Source organism: Acidobacteriota bacterium, from assembly GCA_016208495.1.
Lineage (GTDB): Bacteria > Acidobacteriota > Blastocatellia > Chloracidobacteriales > Chloracidobacteriaceae > JACQXX01.
Window position 1 is genome coordinate 131,091 of sequence record JACQXX010000028.1, and the last position, 25,317, is coordinate 156,407.

Below are 25,317 nucleotides of genomic sequence, written 5' to 3' on the forward strand. Positions count from 1 at the left end.
AGGGTTCAGGGTTCAGGGTTCAGGGTTCAGGGTTCAGGGTTCAGGGTTCAGGGTTCAGGGTTCAGGGTTCAGGGTTCAGGGTTTTCGAATTTATGTCCTTTATGTCCTTTATGTCTTTTCAACCCTGAATCCTGAGCCCTAAAAAAACTTACCGAATCTTACTCGGATTGCGGAACTGGCCAATGCCACTTCCGATGTTGTTTGGAGTACCAACCAGCGACCAGGCGCCGTTGGGGAGGAATCTCCCCTGGATGCGATTGTTGAAGGTATCGCCCACCACGAGCAGGACGTTTCCGGCAAATGGTCCAGCCGTAAAGAAACTGACGGTAACTCCTTCAGCTTTATTGACCTGTCCCAACTGCGAACCTGTCAGGGCAATGGCAGACGCGTTGTTGGCGTTTCCATTGGGAAAACTCAAGATTCGCGAGTTTCCAGTGTCTGCGATAAAGAGCGTTCCCGTTGTCAGATCAACTGTAACTCCTTGTGGATTCTTAACTTTGTTTAAGGCTGTGCCTTGCGAGGCAATGATTGCCCCGCTCGTTCCGCTGGTTGTGGTGCTGGCATTGAGAATGCGCAAGATCCGGCTGTTGGATTCATCCGCGATGAAGAGCCGGAAGGTGTTGTCAACGATCAAGCCACGCGGGCTGCTGACCTGTCCGCCTCCGGCGCCATTAGTGGCAATCACGATGCTGCTGCCGGGAATGCCTCCGTTAAAGCGCATCACCCGTCCATTTCCAGTATCGGAAACATACAGGTTGCCATCTGAATCAAGTGCCAGTCCTTGCGGCGCACGAACCTGATTCAATCCCGAACCAACCGTGGCGAAATTGGCCCAGGTCACACCGCTATCGGTTGAGAACTGAATTCGATCATTGCCGGTGTCAGCCACAAAAATCCGACCAGCACTATCAAAGGTGACCGCTTCAGGCTGACGGAACTGACCGTTACCTGAGCCAACCGTTCCAACTCCGATGACTGACCAGTTCGTGCCGTCAAACTGCTGCACCCGGTTATTGATGGTATCTGCAACCATTAAAAGGGCTTGCAACCCCGGTGGAATCAACGTTTGACCAGGACTGATACTGACATTTCCTTGTGAAAATGTTCCTGGAACATTCATCACGGTAAATGGAGCCGCCACGGTGACCGTTCCCGTCACAATCGTACCTGCCGTGCCATTGGTGGTTGAATCTCCGATGAGAAAGTCCACACCGCTATTTGGATGATTGATCGTGACCTGACCTCCTCCGCCACCGGCGGTGCAGAGGCTGGCACCATTGCAGGCACCTCCGGTGATCGTGCCTGTAATCCTGACACGCCCGGCTCCAGCGGTTGGTCCATTGTTGGTGATCGTGATTCGATTGGCGGTAACGGTACTCAGGGTGATGGCGCCATTGGTTTGATTCGTGAGCCCAGAACCATTGTCAATGCGAGCGGTAAACCGTCCGGTTCCAAGATTGATCGGTGCTGAAGCCGTGATGATAGCCGCACCCGTGTCACGTTGGGCATTCACGACTCCGGTTGAGGCCGGCTGGTTGGCCAGCAGGTTGATGTCGCTGTTGACCGCAGAAAGTGTGGAATTGACCGTGATACTCCGACCTGCCTGAAGGGTCAGGTCTCCACCGGCGGCAGCGATGGAAAGCGGGCTGTTGATGGTGATGTCATTGTTGGCCTGCAGGGCAACATCGGTTCCAGCATCGAGAGTTCGCTTGAGAAAATCCGCCGTGATCGTCAGGGTGGCTGCCTGTCCACGGTTATAGGTCAATTGATTCGGATTGGGTACTCCGACGGTGATTCGTCCGCTGGGTGGATCATTGCTCAGGGAAACTAAAAAGCTATCGTTGACCGCATCTTCAAAGAACCCAAAGACCAGTCCGGCGGCACCTGGAACGGCGCCGATAATGCTGTTTTGGGCGCTGATGGTATTGATCCCGTTGATGGTTTGCCCGGTTGATCCATTGACCCAGATCGCGGCGCCGGCATCCACGGTTGAACCGTTATCCCATTTCGGCCCTTGAATGACATAATTTCCATTGCTCAAAGCAATAATTGAACCAAACCCAATCTGGTCATCCGTGGTTGACCCAACCACACTATTGGCTGGGCTGACCGGGCCGGTGATTCCAGTTGTGCCGTTGCCCCAGGTCACGGCACCCGCATCAACCGCGGATCCGTTGTCCCACAGCGTACTGACCACGGTAAAATTTCCATTGCTCAGGGCCTGGACAAAATTGCTGCCAACCTGATCATTGGCTGTGGTTCCAAAGAGGCTATTTGATGTTGTGACTGGTCCGGAAAGTCCAGTCAGTCCATTGACCCAGGTGGCGGCACCCGCATCCACAATCGAGGCGTTGTCCCATAAATTGCTGCGTACGACATAATTGCCATTGGTTAAGAGCAACGGTGCCCCCTTCGCCACCTGGTCGCCAGGTGATGTTCCAACCAGGCTGTTGGATGGAGAAACGGGCCCAGTAATTCCAGTCGTGCCATTTCCCCAGGTGGCCGCACCGGCATCAACGGTGCCGCCATTGTCCCAACTAGAACTGCACACGACATAATTGCCATTGCTCAGGGCAAAGACCCCATCCAGGCCAACTCGATCATTGGTTGTGATTCCGACCAGACTGTTTGTCGCCGTCACCGGCCCGGTCACGCCGGTCACACCATTTCCCCAGGTGATCGCCCCGGCATCAGCCGCTGACCCATTGCTCCACAAGACGCTGGCGACAACATAATTTCCATTTGTCAGGGCAACCGCCGGAGAAAATCCAACTGCGTCATTCATCGTTGTCCCAACGAGGCTATTCGCAGGCGTCACTGGGCCGGTGAGTCCAGTCACGCCATTGACCAGCGTAACCGCCCCGGCATTGGTGACTGAGCCGTTCCTCCAGAAGGGCGCTCTCGTGACAAAATTGCCGTTGGTTAATTCGAGGATAAAACTTGACCCAACCAGGTCACCCGGCGAACTGCCCACCAGGCTGTTTGACGATGTGACGAGGCCCGTGGTGCCGGTTGTTCCATTGCCAAGTGTGACCGCACCGGCATCCACGGTTGATCCATTATCCCAGCGGGAACTCGACACGGTGTAATTTCCATTCATTAAACTTCGGGTCAGGAGCCCAACCTGGTCGCCGGTCTGACCACCAACCAGGCTGTTGGCAGCCGAAACCAGTCCGGTGATACCCGTGGTGCCATTGCCCCAGGTCGCCGCACCAGCCTGGGTCGCCGCACCATTCGCCCAATTTGGACTGGCGACGACATAGTTCCCATTCGACAACGCAAAAACAAACGAAGAGCCGACCTGATCATTTGCAGTGCTTCCAACCAGACTATTGGCAGCACTGACTACTCCTGTAATTCCAGTCGTGCCATTCCCCCAGGTAGCGGCGCCCCGGCTATTGTTCCAAAGGTGGCTATCCACCACATAATTGCCATTGGTGAGGGCAAAAATACTCCGGCTACTGACCTGATCACTGGTGGAACTCCCAACCAGGCTGTTGGTCGCACTGACCACGCCAGTCGTGCCGGTGGTGCCATTCCCCCAGGTGGCGGCGCCGGCATCCACCACCGAGCCGTTGTCCCACAATGGAGAGCCGACCACATAATTTTCATTCGTCAGATTGGTGGTGAGATTGCCGACCCGATCCCCAGTGGTACTTCCGATGAGACTGTTGGTGGCGGAAACAGCACCGCTGACACCCGTGCTGGCGCTTCCCCAGGTGGCAGCACCAGCCTGAGTGGCGGATCCATTGGCCCAGAAAGGACTTCGAATGACAAAGTTTCCATTGCTGAGGAGTTCAGCCACCCCGTTTCCAACCTGATCATTGGCGCTACTGCCTCGAAGCGCACTGATCAAGGCGCCAGTCAATCCATTGTAGAGATACACTGCACCTGAACCGCTGGCCGCAAAATTATCATCTGGTTTACTGACCACAAGATTTCCATTGCTCAAGGCTTGAACAAAAAGACTTGCGCTTGTGCCACCCGGATTTGGATCAACCAGTGTAAATTGTGGAAAGACCCCGCTTGCGTTATCCACCACGATATTTTTTGGATCCAGCAGGAACTTTCCATTTGTGCCTGACTGGGCTTTGACGTTGACTTCGCCGTTGAGGGAGACTCCATTTCGGCTTGAAACTTCAACCGAGCCGCCATTTCCGCCGTGGCTTCCACCTCGGGCACTGATCAGTGCCGTGCAGATGGTTTCTTTTTCAGACCACACCCGCACGTTTCCACCATCTCCGTTAGTCACGGCATCGGCCAGTAATCGGCTCGATGGGTTTATTTCAATTCGAAGACTGGAAGTGGCTTGGAATTCTTCATTCTTCATTCTCAATTCTTCATTCTGTTTTCCGAGTTCGATGATTCCGCCGCCAGCGGGGCCATTGGCTTCTAAATGGGCATCAACCAGATCCAGCCGGTTTCCGAGCAGGGAAATATGCCCGCCTTTTTGCCCAAGGTGACTGGCGGAAACGACGAGTGAGCCGGAGAGAAAGAGACCAGGGGACAGGGGACAAGGGACAGGGGACAGGGAAAAGCCGGTTTGGATCAAGATGGTGCCGCCGTTGCCGTGCTGGCCGCCAAGGGTTGTTCCTCTGGCCAGGTCGGTTTGGATGCCGCGTTCAGTGAGTTGAATCGAAATCGTGCCGCCATCGCCCTCAGTGGCATCCGCGTGGATTTGCCCGGCCCAAAGCATTTTGCAGCCAGTCAGTGTGACTTTCCCGCCTTCAGAAAAACCATTGGCCTGAATCGTTCCCAACATATCGGTTATTGGTGAAATCAGATTGACTTCGCCACCAGCGCCAATGCCATCCGTAGCTGAAACATCAACCGTTCCACGAAGTTCCAGCGCTCCACCCAACTCACTATTCACCTGTGGAGCTCGCTGGTTTTCGATTTGAATCCCTGACCCCTGAACCCTGACCCCTGACCCCTGGCTCTGGGCAATTAGATTGACCGTTCCTGCCGGGGCTTCGATAGTGCCAGAGTGTTCGATTTGGTTGGCGATCAGCGTTAGGCTTTGATGAGCCGACACGCTCAAGTTCCCATGAACTTGAATTTTGGTGTTGTTTCCAGCCTTGAGCCGAAGTGCCACTGGTTCATCTGATATTGGGACAGGTTGAGAAAGATTTAACCGTGTCCCATTTGCAAATTCCACCACATCAGCAGTTGAAACGAAGAGAGACCCACCGATCTCAACGCCGGAGTCCTTGCCGAATGTGACTCCGTTGGGGTTGATAATCCAAATATCGGCCTTTGGGAAAGCCTCTCGGGTGACAAGTCGTCCACTGATCTGACTGGGCAGTGTTCCAGTGACCACAATCCACACTCGACGAATCGGGTGACCATCCGGCTGCTTCTGGTCAAATTCGAGTGCCCGTCCATTGGGATTGACTTCAAATTGATCCACACAAAAGAACAGGTTTTCTCCTGCCAGGATGCCAGGTGTTGTGAGTCGGGAGGTTGGTTGAACGGCGTGGGATTTGGAGATAAAGGGTTGAGCCGTAGGTCCGGCGTGATGTTCATTGGCTTTGACCGGGCGGTTTTGCCAGGCGCCGAGAGCCGCCAGAGTCATCAAAAGAAAACTGAAAAACACTTGTAATAATGGGAACCGGGTGAACTGGAATTGAAAAATGGATGGTGTAAATGATCGAAGGGAAGGCAACAACGAGATCATAGGAGACTACCTGTCCGGGTGCGGGAAATAACATCGAGTCAAAAAAACGATGCGGACAGCCGTGGAACTGAGGTTGGTTCCACTCTCCAATCTGGGCTGGCAGGGACTCAGTGCGACATCTTACCGGTCAGAACTGAGGACGGTTGACAGATGTCTGCAGATTCCAGCGAGAGATTTGAACTTTGAGGTGAAAATAAGGTGAAGTAGAGGGCTTTAACCATAGTCAAAGGAATCTGGATTCGTCAAGAACTTCATCAGTTGAGTGCTTGAAAAATCTAGCTTCCTGTGACGAAAGTGGGGATTAAAAAAATGGACCGTCTAAAAAAATAGGCTTTCACCACAGAGGACACAGAGGAGCACAGAGGAAAATCATTTCTTAAAACTCTGTGCTCCTTTGCATCCCGCCGTGGTGAGAAATTGATGAAGTCTTTTACCGGCAAGTCTTTACCCAATAATTAGGATTTTCCCGCCACGGGCAGCGTGTTGAGCATGCGTGACGGCCTGGGTTATGTCATCCAGGTTGTAGCGGGCGGCAATCGGAGACTGAATCTTCCCACTCATCACCAGTGGAAGCACTGATTGGATTAACCCCAGCCGTTGTTCCGGGGTGGCTTCGGCAATCCAGCGACTGAGCCAGAACCCTTTGATGGTCAACTGTTTAAAGATCATTGAACCGGGGTTGAGCAAGAGACCTTCCTGATCAAGGGCGCCATACACCAGCATCGTGCCACCAACGGTCAGGGCATTGGCCACCTGGCTGCCAATTTTGCCGGCGACGGCATCAATGGCGAATTGAACGCCCTTACCGTCAGTGATTTCCTGAATTCGTGGCGAGATGATTTCATCAGCAGTACAGATACAGGCATCTGCACCAAGCGCGGTCAGTTCGTCAAACTGCTCGCGGCGGCGAACCAGATTGATAGTTTTAAAGCCGTACACTTTTGAAAGTTGGATGACCATTTGCCCAAGTGCCGAACCAGCCGCGGTTTGAACCAGCCACTCACCTGCGGGCACCTTCATTATTTCACGAGTCATCAGATAGGCCGATAACGGATTGACCACCACGGTCGAAGCCGTCTCAACCGGCAGTTCATCTGGAACTGGAATCACCTGAACGGCTTTGGCGACGACATATTCCTGCCAGGTGCCGCTACCGGTTTTCAAGGGCACGACTTTCTGGCCAGGTTTTAGCTCAACGCCATCCCCAACCTGTTCAATGACGCCAGCACCTTCCATTCCGCCGACGGCTGGCAACTGCGGTTTAATGCCATAGATCCCCATTATCTGAAAGAGATCGGCTGGGTTAATTGGGCGCGACTGGAGACGAATCAAGACTTCACCCGGCCCTGGCTGAGGAATTGGAAGTTCTTCGATTTTGAGGACTTCCTGCGGAAGACCAAATTGAGAAAAACAAGCTGCTTTCATAGTTTTTGATGGTTGTCAGTTGGGAGTTGTCGGTTGTAGAGTGAAACATTCGTATCGCGTGCGCGCGGTACAGAATGCAAAACCAATCAGCGCAATTATGAATTATGAACTGGTGGTCCCAGTGAATGACAAAATGATTCCTTTTTTTCATAATTCATAATTCATAATTTGTATAACTCTCCAAGGTGTTTTTGAAGTATGAACAGCAGTTATCAGGCCGGTGCACCTGGCGTGCCACCATCACAAGCACGGTTTCGACGCAAAAGTTTCTGGCGGCGGATGTTTACGCCGCGCCGTGTGTTTTTGCTGAGTTTGCTGGTGTTGGTTGGATTGGGAGCGTTTGGATACTACTACCAGATTTATTCCAAGATCATTGACGATACGCTCAAAGGAAAAGTCTTTGTCCGGGCCAGCGGTATTTATGCCGCACCGTTTCGTGTTTCGACTGATTCGAATATCAAAAAATCACAGATTATTGCTCATTTGGATCGGGCCGGGTACCTCAACCCTGAAAAAACAGGTGACGCCAATCGGGGCAAGTACATAGCCAAAGGAGACACCCTGGAAATAACCCCGAGCAGGGATTCAGCACAGGGCGCCTGGGCCTTTTCACCAATTCGACTCCGATTTGCTGGTGAAAATATCAAAGACATTTATGCCCTGGACACCAAACAGAGCCTGACCGAATGTTTCCTGGAGCCGGAATTGTTGACATCGCTGAACCAGAATAAGGAAAAGCGAACCATCATTGAATACAAAGACATCCCCAAAAATCTGAAAAATGCCATTGTCGCGGTCGAAGATCGCAATTTTGAAAAGCACCGTGGGATTGATTTTCGCGGACTGGCGCGGGCGATTTATCACAACTTCACAACCGAAGATGGGACAGTGCAGGGGGCTTCGACCATCACCCAACAACTGGTCAAAAACTATATCCTGACACCTGAGCGGACCATCAAACGCAAAATTGAAGAAGCGTTTATTTCGATTCTGCTCGAAGTCAAACTCTCAAAAGAGCAAATCATGCAGATGTACTGCAACCAGATTTATCTGGGGCAGGACGGCAACTATTCGATCAACGGCGTTGGGGAAGCCTCCCGATTTTATTTCAATAAAGACTTGACGGACTTGAACTTACAGGAATGCGCCTTGATGGCTGGGATTATTCGCGGGCCGGGGTACTACTCACCGTTTCAGCACCGCGACCGGGCCAAAGACCGCCGACTCAAGGTGCTCAACGATATGCTCGAAGAAAACTATATTACCCAGGCCCAGTTTGATGCGGTCAAAGATATTGATTTAGGGGTCAAATCGCGCACAGTGAGCAGCAACGCCGACGCCCCGTATTTCCTGGAGTTTCTCCAACAAAAATTAGCGGAACATGGCAAAACAGATGTCTTAAAGTCTCAATCCCTACGGATTTACAGCAGCATTGACATGGAATTGCAGCGGCTGGCCGACAAGGCATTTCGCGATGGCATTGACCGGTTGCTCAAAACCAACAAGGGGTTTGGGCCGAAAGCTGATTTGCTCCAGGGGGCGCTGGTGGCGTTAAACCCGAAAACGGGGGAAGTCCTGGCCATGGTCGGTGGGCGCGATTACAGCAAGACTCAGTTAAACCGCGCGACGGAAGCCCATCGTCAACCAGGTTCGGTGTTTAAGCCGATTGTCTACACCACGGCCATCATGACTGGGGAAGGCTTGCCTTGCTGCTCTGAAATTGCAAACGCGATTACCCCATCAACGCTGTTTATGGATGCCAAACAGCAGTTTTTCTATGAAGATCGCGTGTACGAACCAGATAATTTTGGGGGCAGTTACAGCAATCAGGAAATTACCGTTCGCGAAGCCCTCACCAAATCGAAAAACACCATCACGGTGCGCATTGCCGAGTGCGTTGGCTATGACAAGGTGGCCCGAACCGCCGAAAAACTCGGGCTACCCATGCCGCGCGAGAAACGACCGGATGGCTCAACCAAACTGAAATCATTTCCTTCGGTTGCCTTAGGTGTGACTGAAGCGACGCCGCTTGAAGTGGCGCGGGCCTATACTGCTTTTCCAAATTTGGGAATGTGGGTTGAGCCGGCGCCCTTCACCGCCTTGATTGATACCAAAGGTCAGTTGGAAAAAATCGTACCCAAACGCGAACGGGGAATTTCAGCACCGGTCGCATCGGTAATGACTCATTTGCTGGAAGGTCCAATTGCCCGCGGGACCGCCGTGAAAGCCCAGGCGGTCGGGGCCAAGGCACTGGCCGGCAAAACCGGAACCAGCCGCGATGCCTGGTTTGCCGGATTTACTCCAAATCTGGTCTGTGTGGTCTATGTCGGGTTTGACGATAACAGTCAATTAGGCATAACCGGTGGTGAAGCGGCACTCCCTATCTGGGTTGATTTTATGAAAGGCGCCCTGGCCTTGCGTCCCGACCTGGGGGGCGAAGCGTTTCCAGACGCTCCCAGCGGAGTTGAAAAGGTCAAAATTGACCTTGATTCAGGAAAACTGGCCACCGAAGAGTGTCCAAATGCGATTGACGGTTATTTTATTGCCGGCACCATCCCGGAAGAATATTGCGACCACAATGGTCTTCCGTCTTTGCTCCCAGAAGGGATCTTCCCTGGCGACGAAGAAAACATGCCACCTCGACCCCAGGAACCAAACCAACCAACCACGAACCGAAAACCATTCCCCGGCTGGCGCAAACTTCCTGAAGTGATTGGTCAGGCCGTGCGCCGGGGGAGGGGCTGATCAAGAATGAGGAAAGTGGTTAGTGGTTAGTGGTTAGTCCCTGGTGCCTGGCCCTTAGTCCTTAGCCCTTAGGACTCAACACTTTCGAAGAAACACCAGTCACCAAGCACCAGGAATCAGGAACTAACCACTAACCACTAACCACTAACCACTTTCTTCACTCTTCATTCACATGCTGATTGGATTCTTCATCGGATTGACGCTGGCGCTGACTGCTCGTGCAACCCGAACAGTGGACTGGTCAGGCGCCATCTCAGGTGGTCTCATCGCCTGGGCTTTGTTTATTGCCTACGGATGGGGCGGAGTCGCTCAGTTAATGGCTTTTTTCGCGGTTGGGACAGCCTCTTCACGACTTGGATATCAACGAAAACACAAAATCGGTGTCGCCCAACAAACTCGAACCTGGCGCAACGCCGGCGCGAATGCTGGAGTTGGTGGCATTCTGGCGCTGGTCGGATGCCTGACAACTGCCCATCTTGGGTGTGCATTGGGGATTGCGGCGAGCTTTGCCGCTGCCGCTTCTGACACGGTTTCTGGTGAAATCGGACGGGTGTATGGTCGCAACCCACGATTGATTACCACCTGGAAGCCCGTCGTGACTGGTGAAAACGGTGCCATTACGCTGGTTGGAACTTTGACTGGGGTTGTGTGTGCGGTGGGAATGGCTGCCCTGGCCTGGAAAATGGGCCTGCTTCCGTCACTGGTTGCGATGGGATTTGTCGCCGCAGCCGGAATGGCAGGCAATCTGATTGATAGTTTCCTCGGCGCAACGCTTGAACATCAGGGATTACTCGATAACGAAGGTGTCAATTTCTGTTGTACCGCTTCGGCTGCGATTGTGGTTCAATGTTACTGGCTCATTTGACCAGAGTGAAATAGTGAGTAGTGAAGTAGCGAAATAGCAAGCCGAGTGAAATCGTGAATAGCGAAATAGCCAGAACCACAAGATTTTAGGAGTTGACAGGCCAAAACTGGAAATCACTCCTTCACTCCTTCACGACTTCGCTTTCATGGGCTATTCTGTAATTTACTGGAATAATCTCGCATTTTATAAGTGTTGTGAAAAGACAGTTTCCTTTTCTGAAGAGCCGCTGCAGGCATTACCTCCCGGCAGCGGTCATTTTTCAATCCCATTTGCGAACGACTTATTGATTGAAAAGATCTAATTTCATCAGGTCCACACCTCTCGCCGCTTAACCCAATTTACGAACGAAGGAGCCCCGCCATGACTCCAGCGATTGCCATAGTTCTGGTTTTGTTGGTTCTGGCGGTTGTTTTATTTTCAACCGAGCGGATTCCGATTGATATTGTCGCGATTGTCATCGTGGTGGTGTTGATTGTGACCAAAACGCTGACGGTTGATGATGCCTTTGCCGGGTTTGGGAACAATATTGTCATTACCATTGCCGGGCTCTTTATTATCACGGGCGGGCTGGTCAAAACCGGGGTCGTTGATGCTGTGGGCCGTCATCTGCACCAGATGGCTGGAAATGATGTCAACCGATTAACGCTCTGGGTGATGGTACTGGCCGGAGCATCAGCCGCCGTACTAAAAAACACCACCACCACGGCCATGCTGTTGCCGGTTGTGCTTGGTGTGGCGGATCGAGCTCAGATTCAAGCATCTAAACTGTTGATGCCGCTTGCTTTCGGGGCGATTCTTGGCGGCACTTGCACTTTGATTGGAACCTCAACCAACCTGGCTGTCAGCGGGTTACTCCCGCGGTACGGGATGCAGCCGTTTTCAATGTTTGAACTGACACCGGTTGGAATTGCACTGGTGGGGTCTGGTCTGGTGTATATGGTTTCACTCGGTTCCAAATTGCTACCGGACCACAAATCACCAGCTTCTTTAGCTGAGGAATATCACATTCGTGAATATCTTTCTGAAGTGATTGTGTTGCCCAATTCGCGTCTGGTTGGAAAAACCCTGGCGGATTCCAACCTGCGGGAACGGCTTGATCTCAATGTGGTTGGAGTTGTGCGCGACCACACGAAGGAAATTTCTCCCGAAGCCGATTTTCGAATTGCCAGTGGGGATTTGCTTCTGGTTCAGGGGCGGGTGGAGGACATCCTGCGGATCAAAAATGAAGTCGGGATTGAAATCAGAGCCGATTTCAAGTTGAGCGACAAGGACCTGAAGTCAGGAAAAATCGAGTTGTTTGAACTGATGTTGCTCGGTAGCTCAGACGTGGTGGGAAGTACCTTTAAAGCTTCGCAATTCCGTGACCGGTTTGGGTTGACCGTGCTGGCCATCAACCGTCACAGCACCATGGTTTTGTCCAAAATCAGCCGGCTGGTCTTACGGTTTGGAGATGTGCTGCTGGTTCAGGGGACCCGGGCCAATGTTGAACGCTTTGTATCCGAGGGAAACTTGTTGTTAAGTGATGTGACTGACCGTTCCGTCCGCCACGGAAAACGTCGGTTTGCCATTGCCGCACTCGCCGTTTTTCTGGTTTGTTCCGTTACCCAAATTGTTCCGCTTTCAGTGGCAGTTTTAGTGAGTGTGTTGATTTTGGTTGCCACACGAGCGGTGCTGACCCAGGAAATGTATGAAATGATTGAATGGCGGTTACTGGTCTTAATTGCTGGAATGATGAGTTTTGGGACAGCCATGGAAAAGACCGGAACTGATAAGTATCTGGCCGATTGGATTGTGCATCACGTCGGAGGCTTTGGCGGGAAAGCCGTCCTGGCTGGTTTTTTTCTGCTGACCGTGATTCTCACGCAACCGATGTCGAATCAAGCCGCCGCCCTGGTGGTGTTGCCCGTCGCGATCAAAACTGCTCAAACCCTTGGGCTCGATCCACGAACCTTTGCGATTACTATCACTTACGCAGCTTCGTGTTCATTTTTGACCCCGCTTGAACCAGCCTGTGTGCTGATTTATACCCCTGGCCGATACCGATTTTTTGACTTCATCAAAATTGGATCATTGTTGACGGTCATTATGTTTGTGGTGGTGATGTGGCTGGTGCCCTTTTTCTGGCCGCTCAACTGAAGAATGAAGAAAAGACATAGTGGTTAGTGGTTAGTGATGCCAGTGAAGGGTTGAAGTGTTTTTTGGTTTTCATCCCCGTTGGGATGAAGTACGGTGAGCCGGTGGTCAGCGTCGCTTTGGACGCGCCACCACCGGATGCGGGTCATCTCCAATCCAAATTTCCCTGCCCGGCCAGCCGCCGCCGTAGGCGGCTGGCTGGCCGGGCGGGGAAAAGGTGGGGAATGACCAGGGTTCCCAGGGCTCGAAGACTCGCCCTGGGCTACGAGCCGTCACCTACTTCGTAGGTTAAGAACCAACCACTAACCACTAACCACTTTCTTCATTTTTCACTGGCTTTCAACTCGACCGCGCCGCTTCGGATATGGATGTCACGTTGAGGGAAGGGGATCACGATGCCTTGCTCTTCAAACTTTCGCACCACGGAATAAAACAGTTCACTGCGCAGAACACCTGGATTGCCGATGTATTCGCTCGACCAGACCCGAAGGATATAGATGATTCCATTCTCGCCAAATTCGTGAATCAACACATCCGACCGGCGATCTTTGAGTACGCCTGGATGTTCGGCGGCCACTTCCAGGAGCACCTTGCGGACCGCCTCAGGCTTTACCTCATATGACACCGGCAGCTTAAAATTGAATCGGACCCGTTGATCCCGATAGCTCCAGTTGATGACCTGCGAGGAGATAAATTCCGAGTTGGGAATGATCATGGCGATGTTGTCGTTGGTGATTACCGTCGTGGCACGGGGCGAAATGGTCACCACGTCGCCTGTGACATTGCCGACTTCGATGCGGTCTCCAACCTTGATTGGCCGTTCAAACAAAATGATCAGGCCGCTGACGAAGTTATTGGTGATGTTTTGCAACCCGAGACCGATACCGATTCCCAGTGCGCCGGCAAGGGTCAGAATTGACGTCAGGTCAATTCCGGCGGTTTGCATAATCATCATCAGGCCAATGACGAGGGTGAAATAGCGGATAATTGATCCGAAGGCTTCGCGGACACCGATGTGAATGGATGGTCGAGCCAGGGCACGTTTGACAATCCAGCGTTTTAGCCAGTTTGAAAAGGTAACCAGCGCCAGAACCAGCATGATCAAATACAAGAGCGTCCACGGCGTAACCGGAGTTTTTCCAAACTGAATGAGCGGAAAATTTAATATTTCACGGATTATCTCAGCCAGTTTGATCAACGTTTCCATCGTGTCTCCTTTCGTTGAGATGAGTCAATCACCTGCGGTGGTTAGTAAATCCATATTCTACAATAGTTTGACTGTTAGCCTTCAGGATGAGATGATTGAAAAACCAATCCACGAAAATTTAAGCGTTTTGGATTACAGCCAAACCCTGAACCCTGAACCCTAAACCCTATTCTTATGACTGTTCAACTTGGTGAATTTCAACTTGATATTGTGTCGGATGGAACCTTCTATCTGGACGGTGGTGCGATGTTTGGCGTCGTGCCTCGTGTTGTTTGGGAGCGGGTGATGCCGCCTGATGACAAACACCGCATTCGGCTGGGAACAAATACCTTGCTGGTCCGAACGCCCCATGAAACGATCCTGATTGACACTGGAATTGGTGAAAAATGGTCGCCCAAACACCTGGAAATGTATGGGATCCACCATGAAACCACGGTCCCGAAATCGCTGGCAACCCTGGGACTTTCAGTCGAAGACATCACTCTGGTGATTGATACCCATCTTCACTTTGACCACGCAGGTGGCAACACCTTTGTAGATGCGGATGGAACGCTCAAACCAACCTTTCCAAAGGCGCGCTATGTGGTGCAACGCCAGGAATATTTGCACGCCTGTTCTCCCCACGAACGCGACCGGGCCAGCTATATGCCCGAAAACTGGGAACCGCTGGTGGCAACCGGACAGTTGGAATTTTCAGATGGCGAACAAGAAATCTCCCCAGGTATTACGGTGGTCCCCATCCGTGGCCATAATGATTTCACTCAGTGTGTGCGAATCGAATCCGCCGGAAAAATCGCTTTTTACTGGGCCGATACCATTCCAACCACGGCCCACATTCCCTTTGCCTGGGTAATGGGGTATGACCTGTACCCGGTCGAACTCCTCGAACACAAAAAGCGGCTCATTCCACAGGCTGCTCGTGAAGGCTGGCTCAATGTGTTTGAGCACGACCAGGATATGCCAATGGCGTATATTGTTGAGGAAAAAGGGAAATACCGTGCAAAAGCCCTCAATCCCGAAGTGTCAGTACCACCTGCGTAAGTAGGTGGGCCCACCCGCTCACGCAGGTGGTACTGACAGTCACTGGATGCAGGCGGCAACGCGAAGACCCAAATACGCGAGTTTGCTTCCAGGAGAAAGACTGCCGCGATTGGCTGACCGGCAATTGGCGGCCAGGCTAAACCAGCTTCCACCTCGATTGACCCGTCCTGATCCCCGGGCTGGTCCTTTTGGATCAATCACCGGGTCAATCGTGTACCGGCTAAACCAGTCAGAGCACCATTCCCAGACGTTTCCGTGCATGTCATAGAGTCCAAAGTTGTTGGCCATTCCCAGGTTTCCGACTGGAACTGTTTCTCCGCGTGCTTTGCCTTTTGAACTCATCAAAACGGATGATCCACTGCCGTTGAAATTAGCGACTTCGGTGGTGATGCTTTCGCCACAGCTAAACGGCGTGGTGGTTCCAGCCCGGCAGGCATATTCCCACTCGGCTTCGGTTGGCAGTCGGTAGGCTTTACCGGTGCTGTGCGATAGCCGTTGACAGAATTCAACCGCGTCATCCCAGGAAACTTGTTCGACAGGGCGGTTGGGGTCTTTAAAGTAGGCTGGGTCTGGGTTTAAATGCCGGACCTGTTTGGGAAGCCCGGCCACCACGCGCCATTGTTCCTGGGTAATCTGGAATTTGCCCAGAAAGAAAGGTGACAGGGTAACTTGATGTTGCGGGCCTTCGTCCGAACTGCGTCCAGGCTCATTTTTGGGAGACCCCATCAGAAACGTTCCACCCGGAACATAGATCATTTCCAGGGCAATATCGCCCGGCAGGGTCTCGGTGAAGTACCGTGCGCGCCCACGCCGCTGACTGGTTGGCTGGCCACGGTCAATCAGCATGGTTTCGAATTCGTGGATGCTGAGCACCTGACCATAGAGCACGGTGCCGCAGTTCTCGATGGCCTCAGAGAATTCCTGGGCCAGTTGCGCGGCTGATTGCTGACGGTGTTCGCGCTTTTTTTCGAGCGCCTGGAGCACGACATTTTCAACGGCTTGAGGAATATCGGAATTGATGCTCCGCAACGGTGTCGGCTTTTCATTGATGTGTTTGAGCAGGGTGAGCGCCGGCATCGAAGCCCGAAATGGCACCTGACGGGTCAGCATTTCATACAAGATCACCCCTAAACTGTAGACATCCGAACGGGCATCGAGGATTTCATCACAGGCTTGTTCGGGTGAAACATACTCTGGAGTCCCCACCACCGCGCCATCCGCCGTCAATGATTGCGTTTCGTGAGCGACCAGTTTGGCAATTCCAAAATCAAGGACTTTGATTCGTTCCAGTCCATCATCCGTGGGCGTTAGAAAAATATTGGCTGGTTTCAAATCACGATGCAAAATCCCCCGGCTGTGGGCGGCATGAACGGCGGTACAGGTTTGATTCAGAATATGGGCGATCTCGTTATAGGTCATTCGGCCCTGTTGCTGCATTTTTTGTCGCAAGTCGAGCCCTTCAAGCAGTTCCATGACAAAGTAGGTAATGCCGTTTTCTTCGTCTAAATCAAAGACCTGAATGATGTTGTCGTGTTGGAGTTCCGCCGTGTAGCGTGCCTCGCGCAGAAACCGTTTTCGGGAAATATCGCTAAACAGCAGGCGCGGTGAAAGGACCTTAATCGCAACGGTTTTGTCCAGTGCCAGGTGTGTCGCCCGATACACCGTCCCCATCCCGCCTTCGTTGAGCAGGTTTTCGAGGCGATATTTGCCATTGAGCACGAGATTGGTAACCAGCGCACCGTCACTGGGACAGAAGATGACTTCTTCCGTAGCGCCCCACTCACGGTGGCATTTAGGACATTTCCGCATAAGGTATTGAGCGAAGTAGCTGACTGAGCGAAATAGCGAGGTAGCGAAATAGTGAAGTAGCGAAATAGTGAAGTAGCGAAATAGTGAAGTAGCGAAGTAGCAAGTCGTCAATCCATCTGATTGAGCACTGGATTTATTGAAGGAGCATACCCTGTAGTCAACCTTGAAAAATAAATTCTGTCAACCCGGAATTATCACTTTGTAGTATTTCGTATCTGGTGACCGGCTTCGAAAACCCTGAACCCCGAACCCTGAACCCTATCATTCATAGTACCTCACCACCCATTCGGCCACGCAGGACGGTTTTTCATTTCCCTGACAGGTGATGGTGAATTTCCAAACCGCCTGAATGCCACCCGTGACGTCTTCGACTGACAGGAGCCGAACCTGAGCCTGAAGGTTGCTTCCGGTTGGGACAATGGCCGGAAACCGGACGGAATTGAGCCCATAATTGAGCCCAAGCCGAACATTTTTGACTTCTACTGCCTGCAAAAGAAAATGGTTGAGCAGCGAAAGGGTCAAAAAACCGTGGGCAATGGTTCCGCCGTGGGGTGATTCGCGGCGGGCACGCTCCACGTCAGTATGAATCCACTGACGATCTTCGGTAATAGTAGCAAACTGGTCAACCCTGGTTTGATCAATGTGATAAGAGTCGGCAAGGGCAATATCCTGGCCGATATACTTTTTCAATTCGTGGATGTTTTCGACGACAAGTAATTGATTTGATTGAGGTTCTTCCATAGTTATTAAGTTGCGGGATTGTTTCAGGGTAAAATTTTGCTCGAAATGCGGCTGTTTTTCTGACGACTCGCGACTCGCGACTCACTACTCGCTCTTATTGGTGGTCTGCTTAAAAAAGTCTGGTTCCGGCTCCTGGTAGTAAAGATCGAGCGTTTCCCATCCTTTGTGGACGGCGACTCCAAAGGCACATGACGCCACCAGTGAGGCATAGGTCAGTAAAGCCGACATCAGAATGATACCTCCCGGAAGGCTGTGAATGATCAGGCCAATGACAACCAGGGCTACAAACTCAAGCACCATCAGGCCAAAAGGAGGCAAAATCCAGGACTTGAGACTTGCCCAGGCGCCCATCAGGACAAAGGGATTGACCATTGCAAGTGGATCACGTTTGGCGGCGCCAATGACTTTGAGTAGTGGGTAGATAGTTGCGGTCCACAACACCAGGAACCCGGTTCCAAGGTGATGCCAGATGGATGGTGGCGGAAGTTTTCGAGCATCTGCATCCACAATCACTGCCGCCATTGACTGAAAAAGTGGGATTGACGTGTGAATGATGAGTGGCAGCACCCCAAGTGCCGCAGCAACGAGCCAGAGCGTAAATCCTTGAAAAAACTGACTCGAATCAGTTGTTTTTGAGTAATCCCTGGTTTCACGACCGTCTGACCGGTGCAACATCAGGTTATAGCTGAGACATTCAGCGATACAAAATCCGATCAAATACCCAAGAATCCCAAAGTTTTGAAGCGATCCGATCAAAAGGTACTGAAACGCCGGGCTATCGGGATCATAGGTTGATGTCCCGGCGGTCATTCCAAGCAGAACGGCAATCCAGGTGATGCTCGCTGCCACCGGATGGCGAAGCGGGTATGAAAACGCCCGGATCAATTCTTCAGAAAAAGACCGTTCGACGGGTTGTTCAGCCGCTTGTTGCCAGGCCGCATAATAGTCACTGGCCTTGACGGCAAATACATCGCAATCAGGGCATACGGCAACATTTTGTGAGCGGACCACACACTCCTTACACCGCCAGGTCAGGCAAGAAGGGCAGTAGTATTGTCCTTCCAGGTGGGGATGGCGAAAGCAGATTCCTTCAGGGGCAGAGGTTGGCTCAGGTTGTTGCGACTGAGGTGTTGGGCCAGGTGGAATGGCTGACTGAGGGGAGATCACGGTTGAAAACCGGTTCATCGAGTCATCATTGGGGGAATGTTGCTCAACCATAATTGAACCCCGGTCAGTACCACCTGCGTGAGCGGGTGGGTTGCCGCGTGAAATTCTCTCGTCTAAAGACGCTGTGTTGTCCCTTTGTCTGAAGAGCTGTAGTGATTCATGATTCGCTCCTGGCTTCTGACTTTTCTTCGAAAGTATTGATTCCTAATACTACAGCGAGGTTTCGGTTTTAACCTGCGAAGCGAGTGTTGGCTCGTAGCCCAGGGTTGCACCTTGGGCTACATGCCTGCCGCCCAGTTCCTGGGCTCAAAACTCGGTTTTTTATTAAAACCTCGCTGTAGTACTAACCACTAACCACTCACCACTTTCCTCATTCTTCGTTTTTGATCGCGGTTTCAACCGCTTCCTGGGTAAACGGCAGATCGGCCACCAGTTCCAGTGCGCTGAATGAAGCCTGAAATGCCGGTGCAATGTACTCAATGTAGGTTGGATTCTTCCGAACACCCGCCTGAAAACTGAAGGTGCCGACAGCTTTGAGCATGCGTTGAATCATCATCAGCCGGTATTCAGCTTCGAATGCCTGGCGGGATGGGTAGATTCGGTTGCCAAACGCGGCGGTGTGTTGTTCCCAGAAGAAAGTCTTCAATTCAGTTTGCAGATTTTGATCCAGTCGAGCATAAGGATCGCCCAACAGCGAAACCAGATCATAGGTGGCCGGTCCCATTCGGGCATCCTGATGGTCAATCACCACGAGCCGGTTGGCGGTGTACATCAGGTTCCGGCAATGGTAGTCACGATGGCACAGGACACGCGGAACACTGGCGAGTCGGCGGGCCAGGGCAAAAAGTTCGCCTAAAATCAACGCTTCATACTCGGCTTGTGGGCGGCGCCGGCGATAGCTTCCAAAATAGTGCTCAAAGAAAAAATTGAGTTCCCAAAACAGTTTTTCCTCATCAAAGGCGAGCCTGGCTGGAAGTAAATTCTGAGTGACTGCCTGGTCCGTGGTTTTCTGAATTTCAACCAGAAGCGTGATGGCCTCGCGGTACAGTTCATTGAGTCTGGCCGGGGTTAACTCATTCAGCACATCCTGAAATCGCAGATCCCCTAAATCTTCCTGGAGAATAATGCCTTCCACATCGCTCATGGAATGAATCCGCGGCACCGGGACGGCAAATTGTTCAAATAACTGTGTCACAACCAGATAGGGAAACTCCTGGAGCGAAAAGCTGTCCGGGTACACGGCGGCAATATAGCTTTGCTCTGGAAGGGAGACTCGGAAATAGGCGCGAGTTGAGGCATCTCCCTGCAGGGAATCAACCTGTGGTGATCTGTCGGAAAAAAAATGGTTAAGGAATGTTTGTAAACGAGGATTCATAAAGTTTGGGGCTGAAGACTCGCAAGCTCGGAGCCATTGAAGGGATACGGGATGAAGGATGAGGGATGAAATAAAACCAATTTTTCAGCCCGAAGTCTTCAGCCCTCAGCCCCAAGCCCCAAGCCCGTTGTCTTCAGCCCTAATTCGGTGTTTGCGTAAATTTAATGCAGGCGTTGAAGGTTTGAATAAAGTTCGTGGCTGATGAACACCGAAATGTGTGTTTTTTGCCGCCCACTTTCATCGTCAACTTATCGCCTTCGGCGCGCAATTCGGTGACCTGTTTCAATGGGGAAGAAAAGCTGTCTTTGCCTTTATCAGCTCGGAAACTCACCCCTGACACGCTCACGGACAGTGTTCCGGGAGTGTCGGATCCAAAGAATCCGCCTTCTTTGGTGACTGCCGTTGAATAGGGGCTTGGTTCCTTGGCTTTGGACAGAGCGCTTCGGAGCGAATCAACCCGTTGTTGTAATTCACCAACTGAATAATCCCCGCCGCCACCGGCTTTGATCGCCCGATCATAGAGCGTGATGGCGCGTTCAATATCTTTGGATTGCTCGGTCAATACCGCCAGATGAGCCAGGCTTGGCCCGTGGTTCGGGTTGGTTTGCGATGCCTGGGTAAAATACCGTTTGGCGGTGCCGCTTTGGCCCCGTTTGAGATAGGCATACCCAAGTGCATAACAGGTTTCCGTGTCGGAAACACCGCCATTGACGGCGGCTTCAAGGTCCGGAATCGCTTCGGCATAGTTTCCGGCGCGGAATTTCTGCATGCCCTGAGCTTGAAGATTTTTCGGGGAACTGGCAGCCGCCAGCGCCGCATCCGCTTTGGTTTTCGCACCTTCAATCTCACGCAATCGAATCGCCAGTTTTTTATCTTCCGGGAAGGACCGGATCAATTTCTGGTATTGGGTCAGGGCAAGCTGGAAATTATTGCCCTGGGCCGCTTGTTCGGCCTGTTGTTTGACCGTGTCTTTCACTTTGTTGCGCAGGGCGATAGCCTGTGTGTTCCGCCGATCAATGGCAATGACCTGAGCTGAATAGAAATAGGCACTCGAATCGGCTGGCTCCAAAAGCTTGCCGCTGGTAAAGGCTGATTCACCATTGGCAAGGAACTCATTGATTTGCCCACGCCGTTGTTCGAGCATGGTCGAAACTTTTTTGACCCCTTCAGCCCCTCGCGGGTCGTCGGGGAATTTTTCAGCCAGTTGTGAATAGGCAATCTGGGACGTCGCAAAATCATTTCGATTCAATGCCGTCTCAGCCTGTTTGGCCAGGGCATCATTGATGCGTTTCCGCATTTGGGTGGCGGATGCGTTGTCGGGCTGGATGGCAAGAACTGCCTCAGCATAAAACAACGCATTATCGCTTTCAGGAGTGACAAAATCAGTCCGTTTAAAAGCGTCTTCCGCCAGCCGTAAAAATTCATCAACCCGTTCAGCCGGTGTCCCCGTTCCTGGGGGCGGTATGGGGCGAATTGGTTGGAGGACAACTGGTAACTCCAGTGTTTGACCGGCTTCAACCACGACTTCTTTTTCCAGTTCAAGAAATCCCTCTTTGACAAACTTGAGTTTATGCGGCCCCACCGGCACATTTTTCAGGGTGGTTGGCGAAGGATTGAGCAGTTTGTCGTCCAGATAGACCAGGGTGCCCTTGGGATCTGTGACAATCACAATCGTTCCGACTGGTAGCGGGCGATTAAAGAAAGTCAGAACCACTCCGATTGAGATGGCGACGAGCAAAACCGCGCCAATGGCCAGATTGATCCAGCGGGCTCGACCCGCCGGTTTGGTTTTGGCCGATGAACGATTTGGAACCACGGGAGGTGGAGGCAGCCGATGTTCGCCAGAGGTGGTGGCTGGGCTGCCAGATCGGCCTGCCCTCCCCGGATCAGATGACCGGTCCATTTCGCCGCTGATTGATTTTTTGACTTCCGGCGACGGTTTGAACGCAATTGGCGATGACACGACCGTTGGCGCCGCAGGTATCGCAACTGGTGACTGGATGGGGGTTACCACGGTTGGCGGCGCTGCCGGCGGAATCGGCTGGCTGGGGTTTTCGACCGGAACTTGAGGTTCAGAAGCCAGTGATTGTGCTGGTACGACCACTGTTTTGAGAGGATCGGATTGTTTGCGGGGCAGCCCTCCAGATGTGGGCGGATCATTGAAAGAGGCTTGAAACTGATTGAGTTCCTGGGCATCTATGCGCGAAGTTTGCAGGTTCAGAGGATTGGATTTTTTGCTTCTGGGGGCAATTGATGGATCCGGAACTGGAATTGGAATCGGGAAATTGCTTTCGCTGGGGGCCGGTTGTGCTGAAGAAGCCAGATTGGCTGAAGCAAGTGCGGCACCTGTTCCACTCAGCCCGACTGGTGCTCCTGGCGGTGGCGGAGTGAGTTCCGGCAAGGTTGGGGCGTTGGCTTTTTCCACCGGTACTGGGGAGGCAATCATCCCGGTTGATCGCATTCCGGAATAGCCCGTTTTGGCTTTTGAAATTTCAAGCGACATTTCAAGTTGCAGGTCCTGGAGCGTCGCATTGATTTCTTCCATTGATGCCGGGCGCAGATTTGGATCCCGGTTCAACATGCGGAGCATCAACTGTTCGAGCCGCGTTGGAACTTCCAGCTCTGGTCGCAACACCGGCAACGGGCGTGGATCATCGGTCATATAGACGGGGCCCGTGATACCAAGCTGGTCAAAAAAGAAAGGAAGATGACCACTTAACAGGTGATAGCACATGGCCCCAAGCGAATAAATATCTGCTCGATGGGTAATCAGCGATGGATCCGGCCCGAGAATTTCAGGTGCCAGGTAGGTTTCATAGTTGCGGACGGCCAGATGCCCGGTGGGACCGCACAGCGAACGTTTGCCAAACTGGGCAATCACCCGAGCCAGCCCATAGTCAAGAATTTTCAGGCTATAGCCTTCAGTTTCATCAAACCCGGTGATAATGATGCTTTCTGGGGTCAAGTCACCGTGAATCCATCCATCCTGGTGCAGATTGGCGCAGATTTCAGTCAACCGCAGCAAGAGCGCAACCACCCGGGTTGGGGGGAGGGGGGCTTCCTGAATCACAATATCGTCAAGCAATCGTCCGTGGACGTACCCTGAAACCAGGGCATATCGGTTGTCGGAAAATTCGACGGTGAAGTATCCGGTAATGACATCCGGATCCGGCAAAATACCCCGAATTGAATCAGCCAAACCTTCGAGGGCCGTTCGGATTTCGCTGGTGATCAGGCCGGGACGAAACAACCGGAGCGCAACATAGCTCCCACTCATAAAGGTTTCTTCAGCCTGATACACTTCACCCAGGCGATCAGCCCGCCAGCGCGTCACCACCCGTAAACTTTCGTTCAGCACTTGCCCCACCGCCAGGTAGGTTTCAGGAAATCCTGGGACCAGCAGGTTTCCATCCACGCTGCAGTACTTGAGTTTGTCGTTGTAAACCGCGTTGCACTTTGGACAAACCAGCATAGGTGTGAGTCTGAGTTTTGTGCGCGACCAGGGTGGCGCTGGTTAGAAATTGAAGAAATCTGTCATTGGGGGACAAACTATGAGCGATGCTGGATGAATGATGCCAAACGAGCGACGCGTTGTTCAAGAGAAGGTCTTTCCCATAATTCATCATTCATAACTCATCATTCAAAGAGATGGCGGCAATGCTGTGCTGTTTTCCGAAACTATTCCGGAGTGTAGTTTCACGGCTATCGGTACGTCAATGTGTGGGGCACGTTGTTGACCTCGCCGAAGTGTTCCCCAGGATTCTGATGGCCTTGATTGCACTGCATCAGACAGATGGTTGAATTCAAAATGCTGATTGCATATGATGTGACCACTTTCCGAATTTCCATCTACTTCCTGCTGAAAAAATGAGCCAACCTGTAAGCCCTTCCGCCGACCATTCGGAGTCCATTGTGTCAACACTGATTGAAAACCTGAATTCCAATGACCCAGAAATCCGTGAAGAAGCTGCTGCAAAACTTGGATTGATCGGAGATGTTGTGGCTGTCGAAGCACTGATCAAGGTTCTGGAAGACCCTGACCCACGGGTGCGGTTGCAATCGGTTGAAGCACTTCACAAAATCGGCGACCGACGGGCAATTCAGGCGCTGGTCAATGCGCTTCGTGACTCGGATTGGTGGGTCCGGGTGTCAGCCGCCGAAGCCCTGGGAACGCTTGGAGATGAAAGTCTGGCCAAATCGCTGGTACTCGACCTGGTTTCAAAAGATCCACTGGTGCGAAGTTCATCGGCCCTTGCCCTGGGAAAACTGCAGTGGCTGGAATGTGCCAGCACCTTAATCGAGTTTTTACGGGCGGATCACCATTGGGTCAGGTATGCCGCCGCCGTTGCGCTTGGTGAAATGATGGAAAAGAGGTCGGTTGATCCGCTGTGTGAGTTGATGATCAACGATGAGGATTTTTTAGTCCGGGCCGGTGCGGCACGTTCCCTGGGAAAAATTGGCGACCGCCGGGCCATTAAGGCGCTCCGGCGCGGCGCGGTCAAAGATCGGAATGAGCTGGTACGCGCTGATTGTCTGGAGTCGCTTCGGATAATTTGGGGAGGATCTGATGATGAGTCTATCCCCACGGGAACGGGGTAAAATGATTTTCCGTTGCTTGAATTTGATGGTAATTGACTTTCCTCCTGAGTATCGTGTCGGCCTTGATCCGCTGTGATCTGGCTTGACAACCCAACCCGACCTCCTTTTAAGTCTTGTCCACCTTGCATTTGGCTCTCTTCAATCTATAATTCCAACCACCTGGCCTGCTTCACCGCAAGCCCCTCTCATTACGCTTCACAAATTGGAACCCTAAACGAGCCGCTCATTCCCTGAAAACAAAAGCCCTTTGTTTTCTTTCAATCAGCTTTCTTCAAACGTGCCCAGCCAGCGTTGTGAGGAACAGGGTGCACGCTATATTTTGCCAGGAAACGGTGAAATACACTGTGTCGTGCAAGGGACGTCAAATTCGAACTGATGGATGCAACCAGCCTTGCCTCTTGCCAGTTGCAACCGGAGGTTTCCTTTCGGTTTCTGTTAGGTGCTGAGCCGCAGTTGAGATCTGGCTCAGCGTTTTCGGCTTGATACACCCCTGGCAAGCCTTAGAGACTTTCAATGGAAGGTAGCCGCACGTT

General features: G+C 52.2%; 13 protein-coding genes. 5 read left to right on the plus strand and 8 right to left on the minus strand.

Annotated features, from left to right (window positions below):
• Positions 1-148: 148 nt before the first annotated feature.
• On the minus strand, positions 149-5,575 hold the full coding sequence (locus tag HY774_05165) for a filamentous hemagglutinin N-terminal domain-containing protein (GenBank protein MBI4747854.1): 5,427 nt from the start codon (positions 5,573-5,575) through the stop codon (positions 149-151).
• Between the two features lie 546 nt (positions 5,576-6,121).
• Positions 6,122-7,102, minus strand: a complete 981-nt coding sequence (locus HY774_05170) for a zinc-dependent alcohol dehydrogenase family protein (protein MBI4747855.1) — start codon at positions 7,100-7,102, stop codon at positions 6,122-6,124.
• A gap of 198 nt (positions 7,103-7,300) precedes the next feature.
• On the opposite strand from HY774_05170, the gene HY774_05175 reads away from it, so the two are divergent.
• From HY774_05175 to HY774_05185, 3 genes are all read left to right on the plus strand, one after another.
• On the plus strand, positions 7,301-9,847 hold the full coding sequence (locus HY774_05175; GenBank protein MBI4747856.1) for a PBP1A family penicillin-binding protein: 2,547 nt from the start codon (positions 7,301-7,303) through the stop codon (positions 9,845-9,847).
• Positions 9,848-10,019: 172 nt separating this feature from the next.
• On the plus strand, positions 10,020-10,712 hold the full coding sequence (locus HY774_05180) for a DUF92 domain-containing protein (GenBank protein MBI4747857.1): 693 nt from the start codon (positions 10,020-10,022) through the stop codon (positions 10,710-10,712).
• Positions 10,713-11,072: 360 nt separating this feature from the next.
• Entirely contained in the window at positions 11,073-12,848 is a 1,776-nt protein-coding gene (locus HY774_05185; protein ID MBI4747858.1) for an SLC13 family permease, read from the plus strand.
• Between the two features lie 319 nt (positions 12,849-13,167).
• Here HY774_05185 and HY774_05190 read toward each other — a convergent pair whose 3' ends face one another.
• Complete coding sequence (locus tag HY774_05190; GenBank protein ID MBI4747859.1) at positions 13,168-14,052, minus strand: mechanosensitive ion channel; 885 nt, start codon at positions 14,050-14,052, stop codon at positions 13,168-13,170.
• A gap of 174 nt (positions 14,053-14,226) precedes the next feature.
• On the opposite strand from HY774_05190, the gene HY774_05195 reads away from it, so the two are divergent.
• Positions 14,227-15,093 (plus strand): MBL fold metallo-hydrolase, encoded by an 867-nt coding sequence (locus HY774_05195; protein ID MBI4747860.1) that lies wholly within the window; start codon positions 14,227-14,229, stop codon positions 15,091-15,093.
• A gap of 39 nt (positions 15,094-15,132) precedes the next feature.
• Here the strand turns inward: HY774_05195 and HY774_05200 are convergent, their stop codons facing one another.
• From HY774_05200 to HY774_05220, 5 genes are all read right to left on the minus strand, one after another.
• Positions 15,133-16,902 carry an SUMF1/EgtB/PvdO family nonheme iron enzyme gene (locus tag HY774_05200; protein ID MBI4747861.1) on the minus strand — a complete coding sequence of 590 codons (1,770 nt, stop codon included), beginning with the start codon at positions 16,900-16,902 and terminating at the stop codon, positions 15,133-15,135.
• Between the two features lie 261 nt (positions 16,903-17,163).
• Positions 17,164-17,643 carry a MaoC family dehydratase gene (locus HY774_05205; GenBank protein MBI4747862.1) on the minus strand — a complete coding sequence of 160 codons (480 nt, stop codon included), beginning with the start codon at positions 17,641-17,643 and terminating at the stop codon, positions 17,164-17,166.
• A gap of 84 nt (positions 17,644-17,727) precedes the next feature.
• Complete coding sequence (locus tag HY774_05210) at positions 17,728-18,861, minus strand: hypothetical protein (protein ID MBI4747863.1); 1,134 nt, start codon at positions 18,859-18,861, stop codon at positions 17,728-17,730.
• Positions 18,862-19,180: 319 nt separating this feature from the next.
• Positions 19,181-20,185 carry a phosphotransferase gene (locus tag HY774_05215; GenBank protein ID MBI4747864.1) on the minus strand — a complete coding sequence of 335 codons (1,005 nt, stop codon included), beginning with the start codon at positions 20,183-20,185 and terminating at the stop codon, positions 19,181-19,183.
• 139 nt (positions 20,186-20,324) lie between these two features.
• The gene (locus tag HY774_05220) at positions 20,325-23,657 is read right to left on the minus strand and encodes a PEGA domain-containing protein (protein MBI4747865.1); all 3,333 of its coding nucleotides are present in this window, start codon (positions 23,655-23,657) and stop codon (positions 20,325-20,327) included.
• A gap of 440 nt (positions 23,658-24,097) precedes the next feature.
• Here HY774_05220 and HY774_05225 point away from each other — a divergent pair, with 440 nt between their 5' ends.
• Positions 24,098-24,784 carry a HEAT repeat domain-containing protein gene (locus tag HY774_05225; protein MBI4747866.1) on the plus strand — a complete coding sequence of 229 codons (687 nt, stop codon included), beginning with the start codon at positions 24,098-24,100 and terminating at the stop codon, positions 24,782-24,784.
• The last annotated feature ends 533 nt before the right edge of the window (positions 24,785-25,317 follow it).

What these genes read in the sequence shown, in the direction of transcription:
- HY774_05165 (MBI4747854.1), bottom strand. Translation starts at nt 5,575, where the DNA reads ATGACTCTGGCGGCTCTCGGCGCCTGGCAAAACCGCCCGGTCAAAGCC.
- HY774_05170 (MBI4747855.1), bottom strand. Translation starts at nt 7,102, where the DNA reads ATGAAAGCAGCTTGTTTTTCTCAATTTGGTCTTCCGCAGGAAGTCCTC.
- HY774_05175 (MBI4747856.1), top strand. Translation starts at nt 7,301, where the DNA reads ATGAACAGCAGTTATCAGGCCGGTGCACCTGGCGTGCCACCATCACAA.
- HY774_05180 (MBI4747857.1), top strand. Translation starts at nt 10,020, where the DNA reads ATGCTGATTGGATTCTTCATCGGATTGACGCTGGCGCTGACTGCTCGT.
- HY774_05185 (MBI4747858.1), top strand. Translation starts at nt 11,073, where the DNA reads ATGACTCCAGCGATTGCCATAGTTCTGGTTTTGTTGGTTCTGGCGGTT.
- HY774_05190 (MBI4747859.1), bottom strand. Translation starts at nt 14,052, where the DNA reads ATGGAAACGTTGATCAAACTGGCTGAGATAATCCGTGAAATATTAAAT.
- HY774_05195 (MBI4747860.1), top strand. Translation starts at nt 14,227, where the DNA reads ATGACTGTTCAACTTGGTGAATTTCAACTTGATATTGTGTCGGATGGA.
- HY774_05200 (MBI4747861.1), bottom strand. Translation starts at nt 16,902, where the DNA reads ATGCGGAAATGTCCTAAATGCCACCGTGAGTGGGGCGCTACGGAAGAA.
- HY774_05205 (MBI4747862.1), bottom strand. Translation starts at nt 17,643, where the DNA reads ATGGAAGAACCTCAATCAAATCAATTACTTGTCGTCGAAAACATCCAC.
- HY774_05210 (MBI4747863.1), bottom strand. Translation starts at nt 18,861, where the DNA reads ATGGTTGAGCAACATTCCCCCAATGATGACTCGATGAACCGGTTTTCA.
- HY774_05215 (MBI4747864.1), bottom strand. Translation starts at nt 20,185, where the DNA reads ATGAATCCTCGTTTACAAACATTCCTTAACCATTTTTTTTCCGACAGA.
- HY774_05220 (MBI4747865.1), bottom strand. Translation starts at nt 23,657, where the DNA reads ATGCTGGTTTGTCCAAAGTGCAACGCGGTTTACAACGACAAACTCAAG.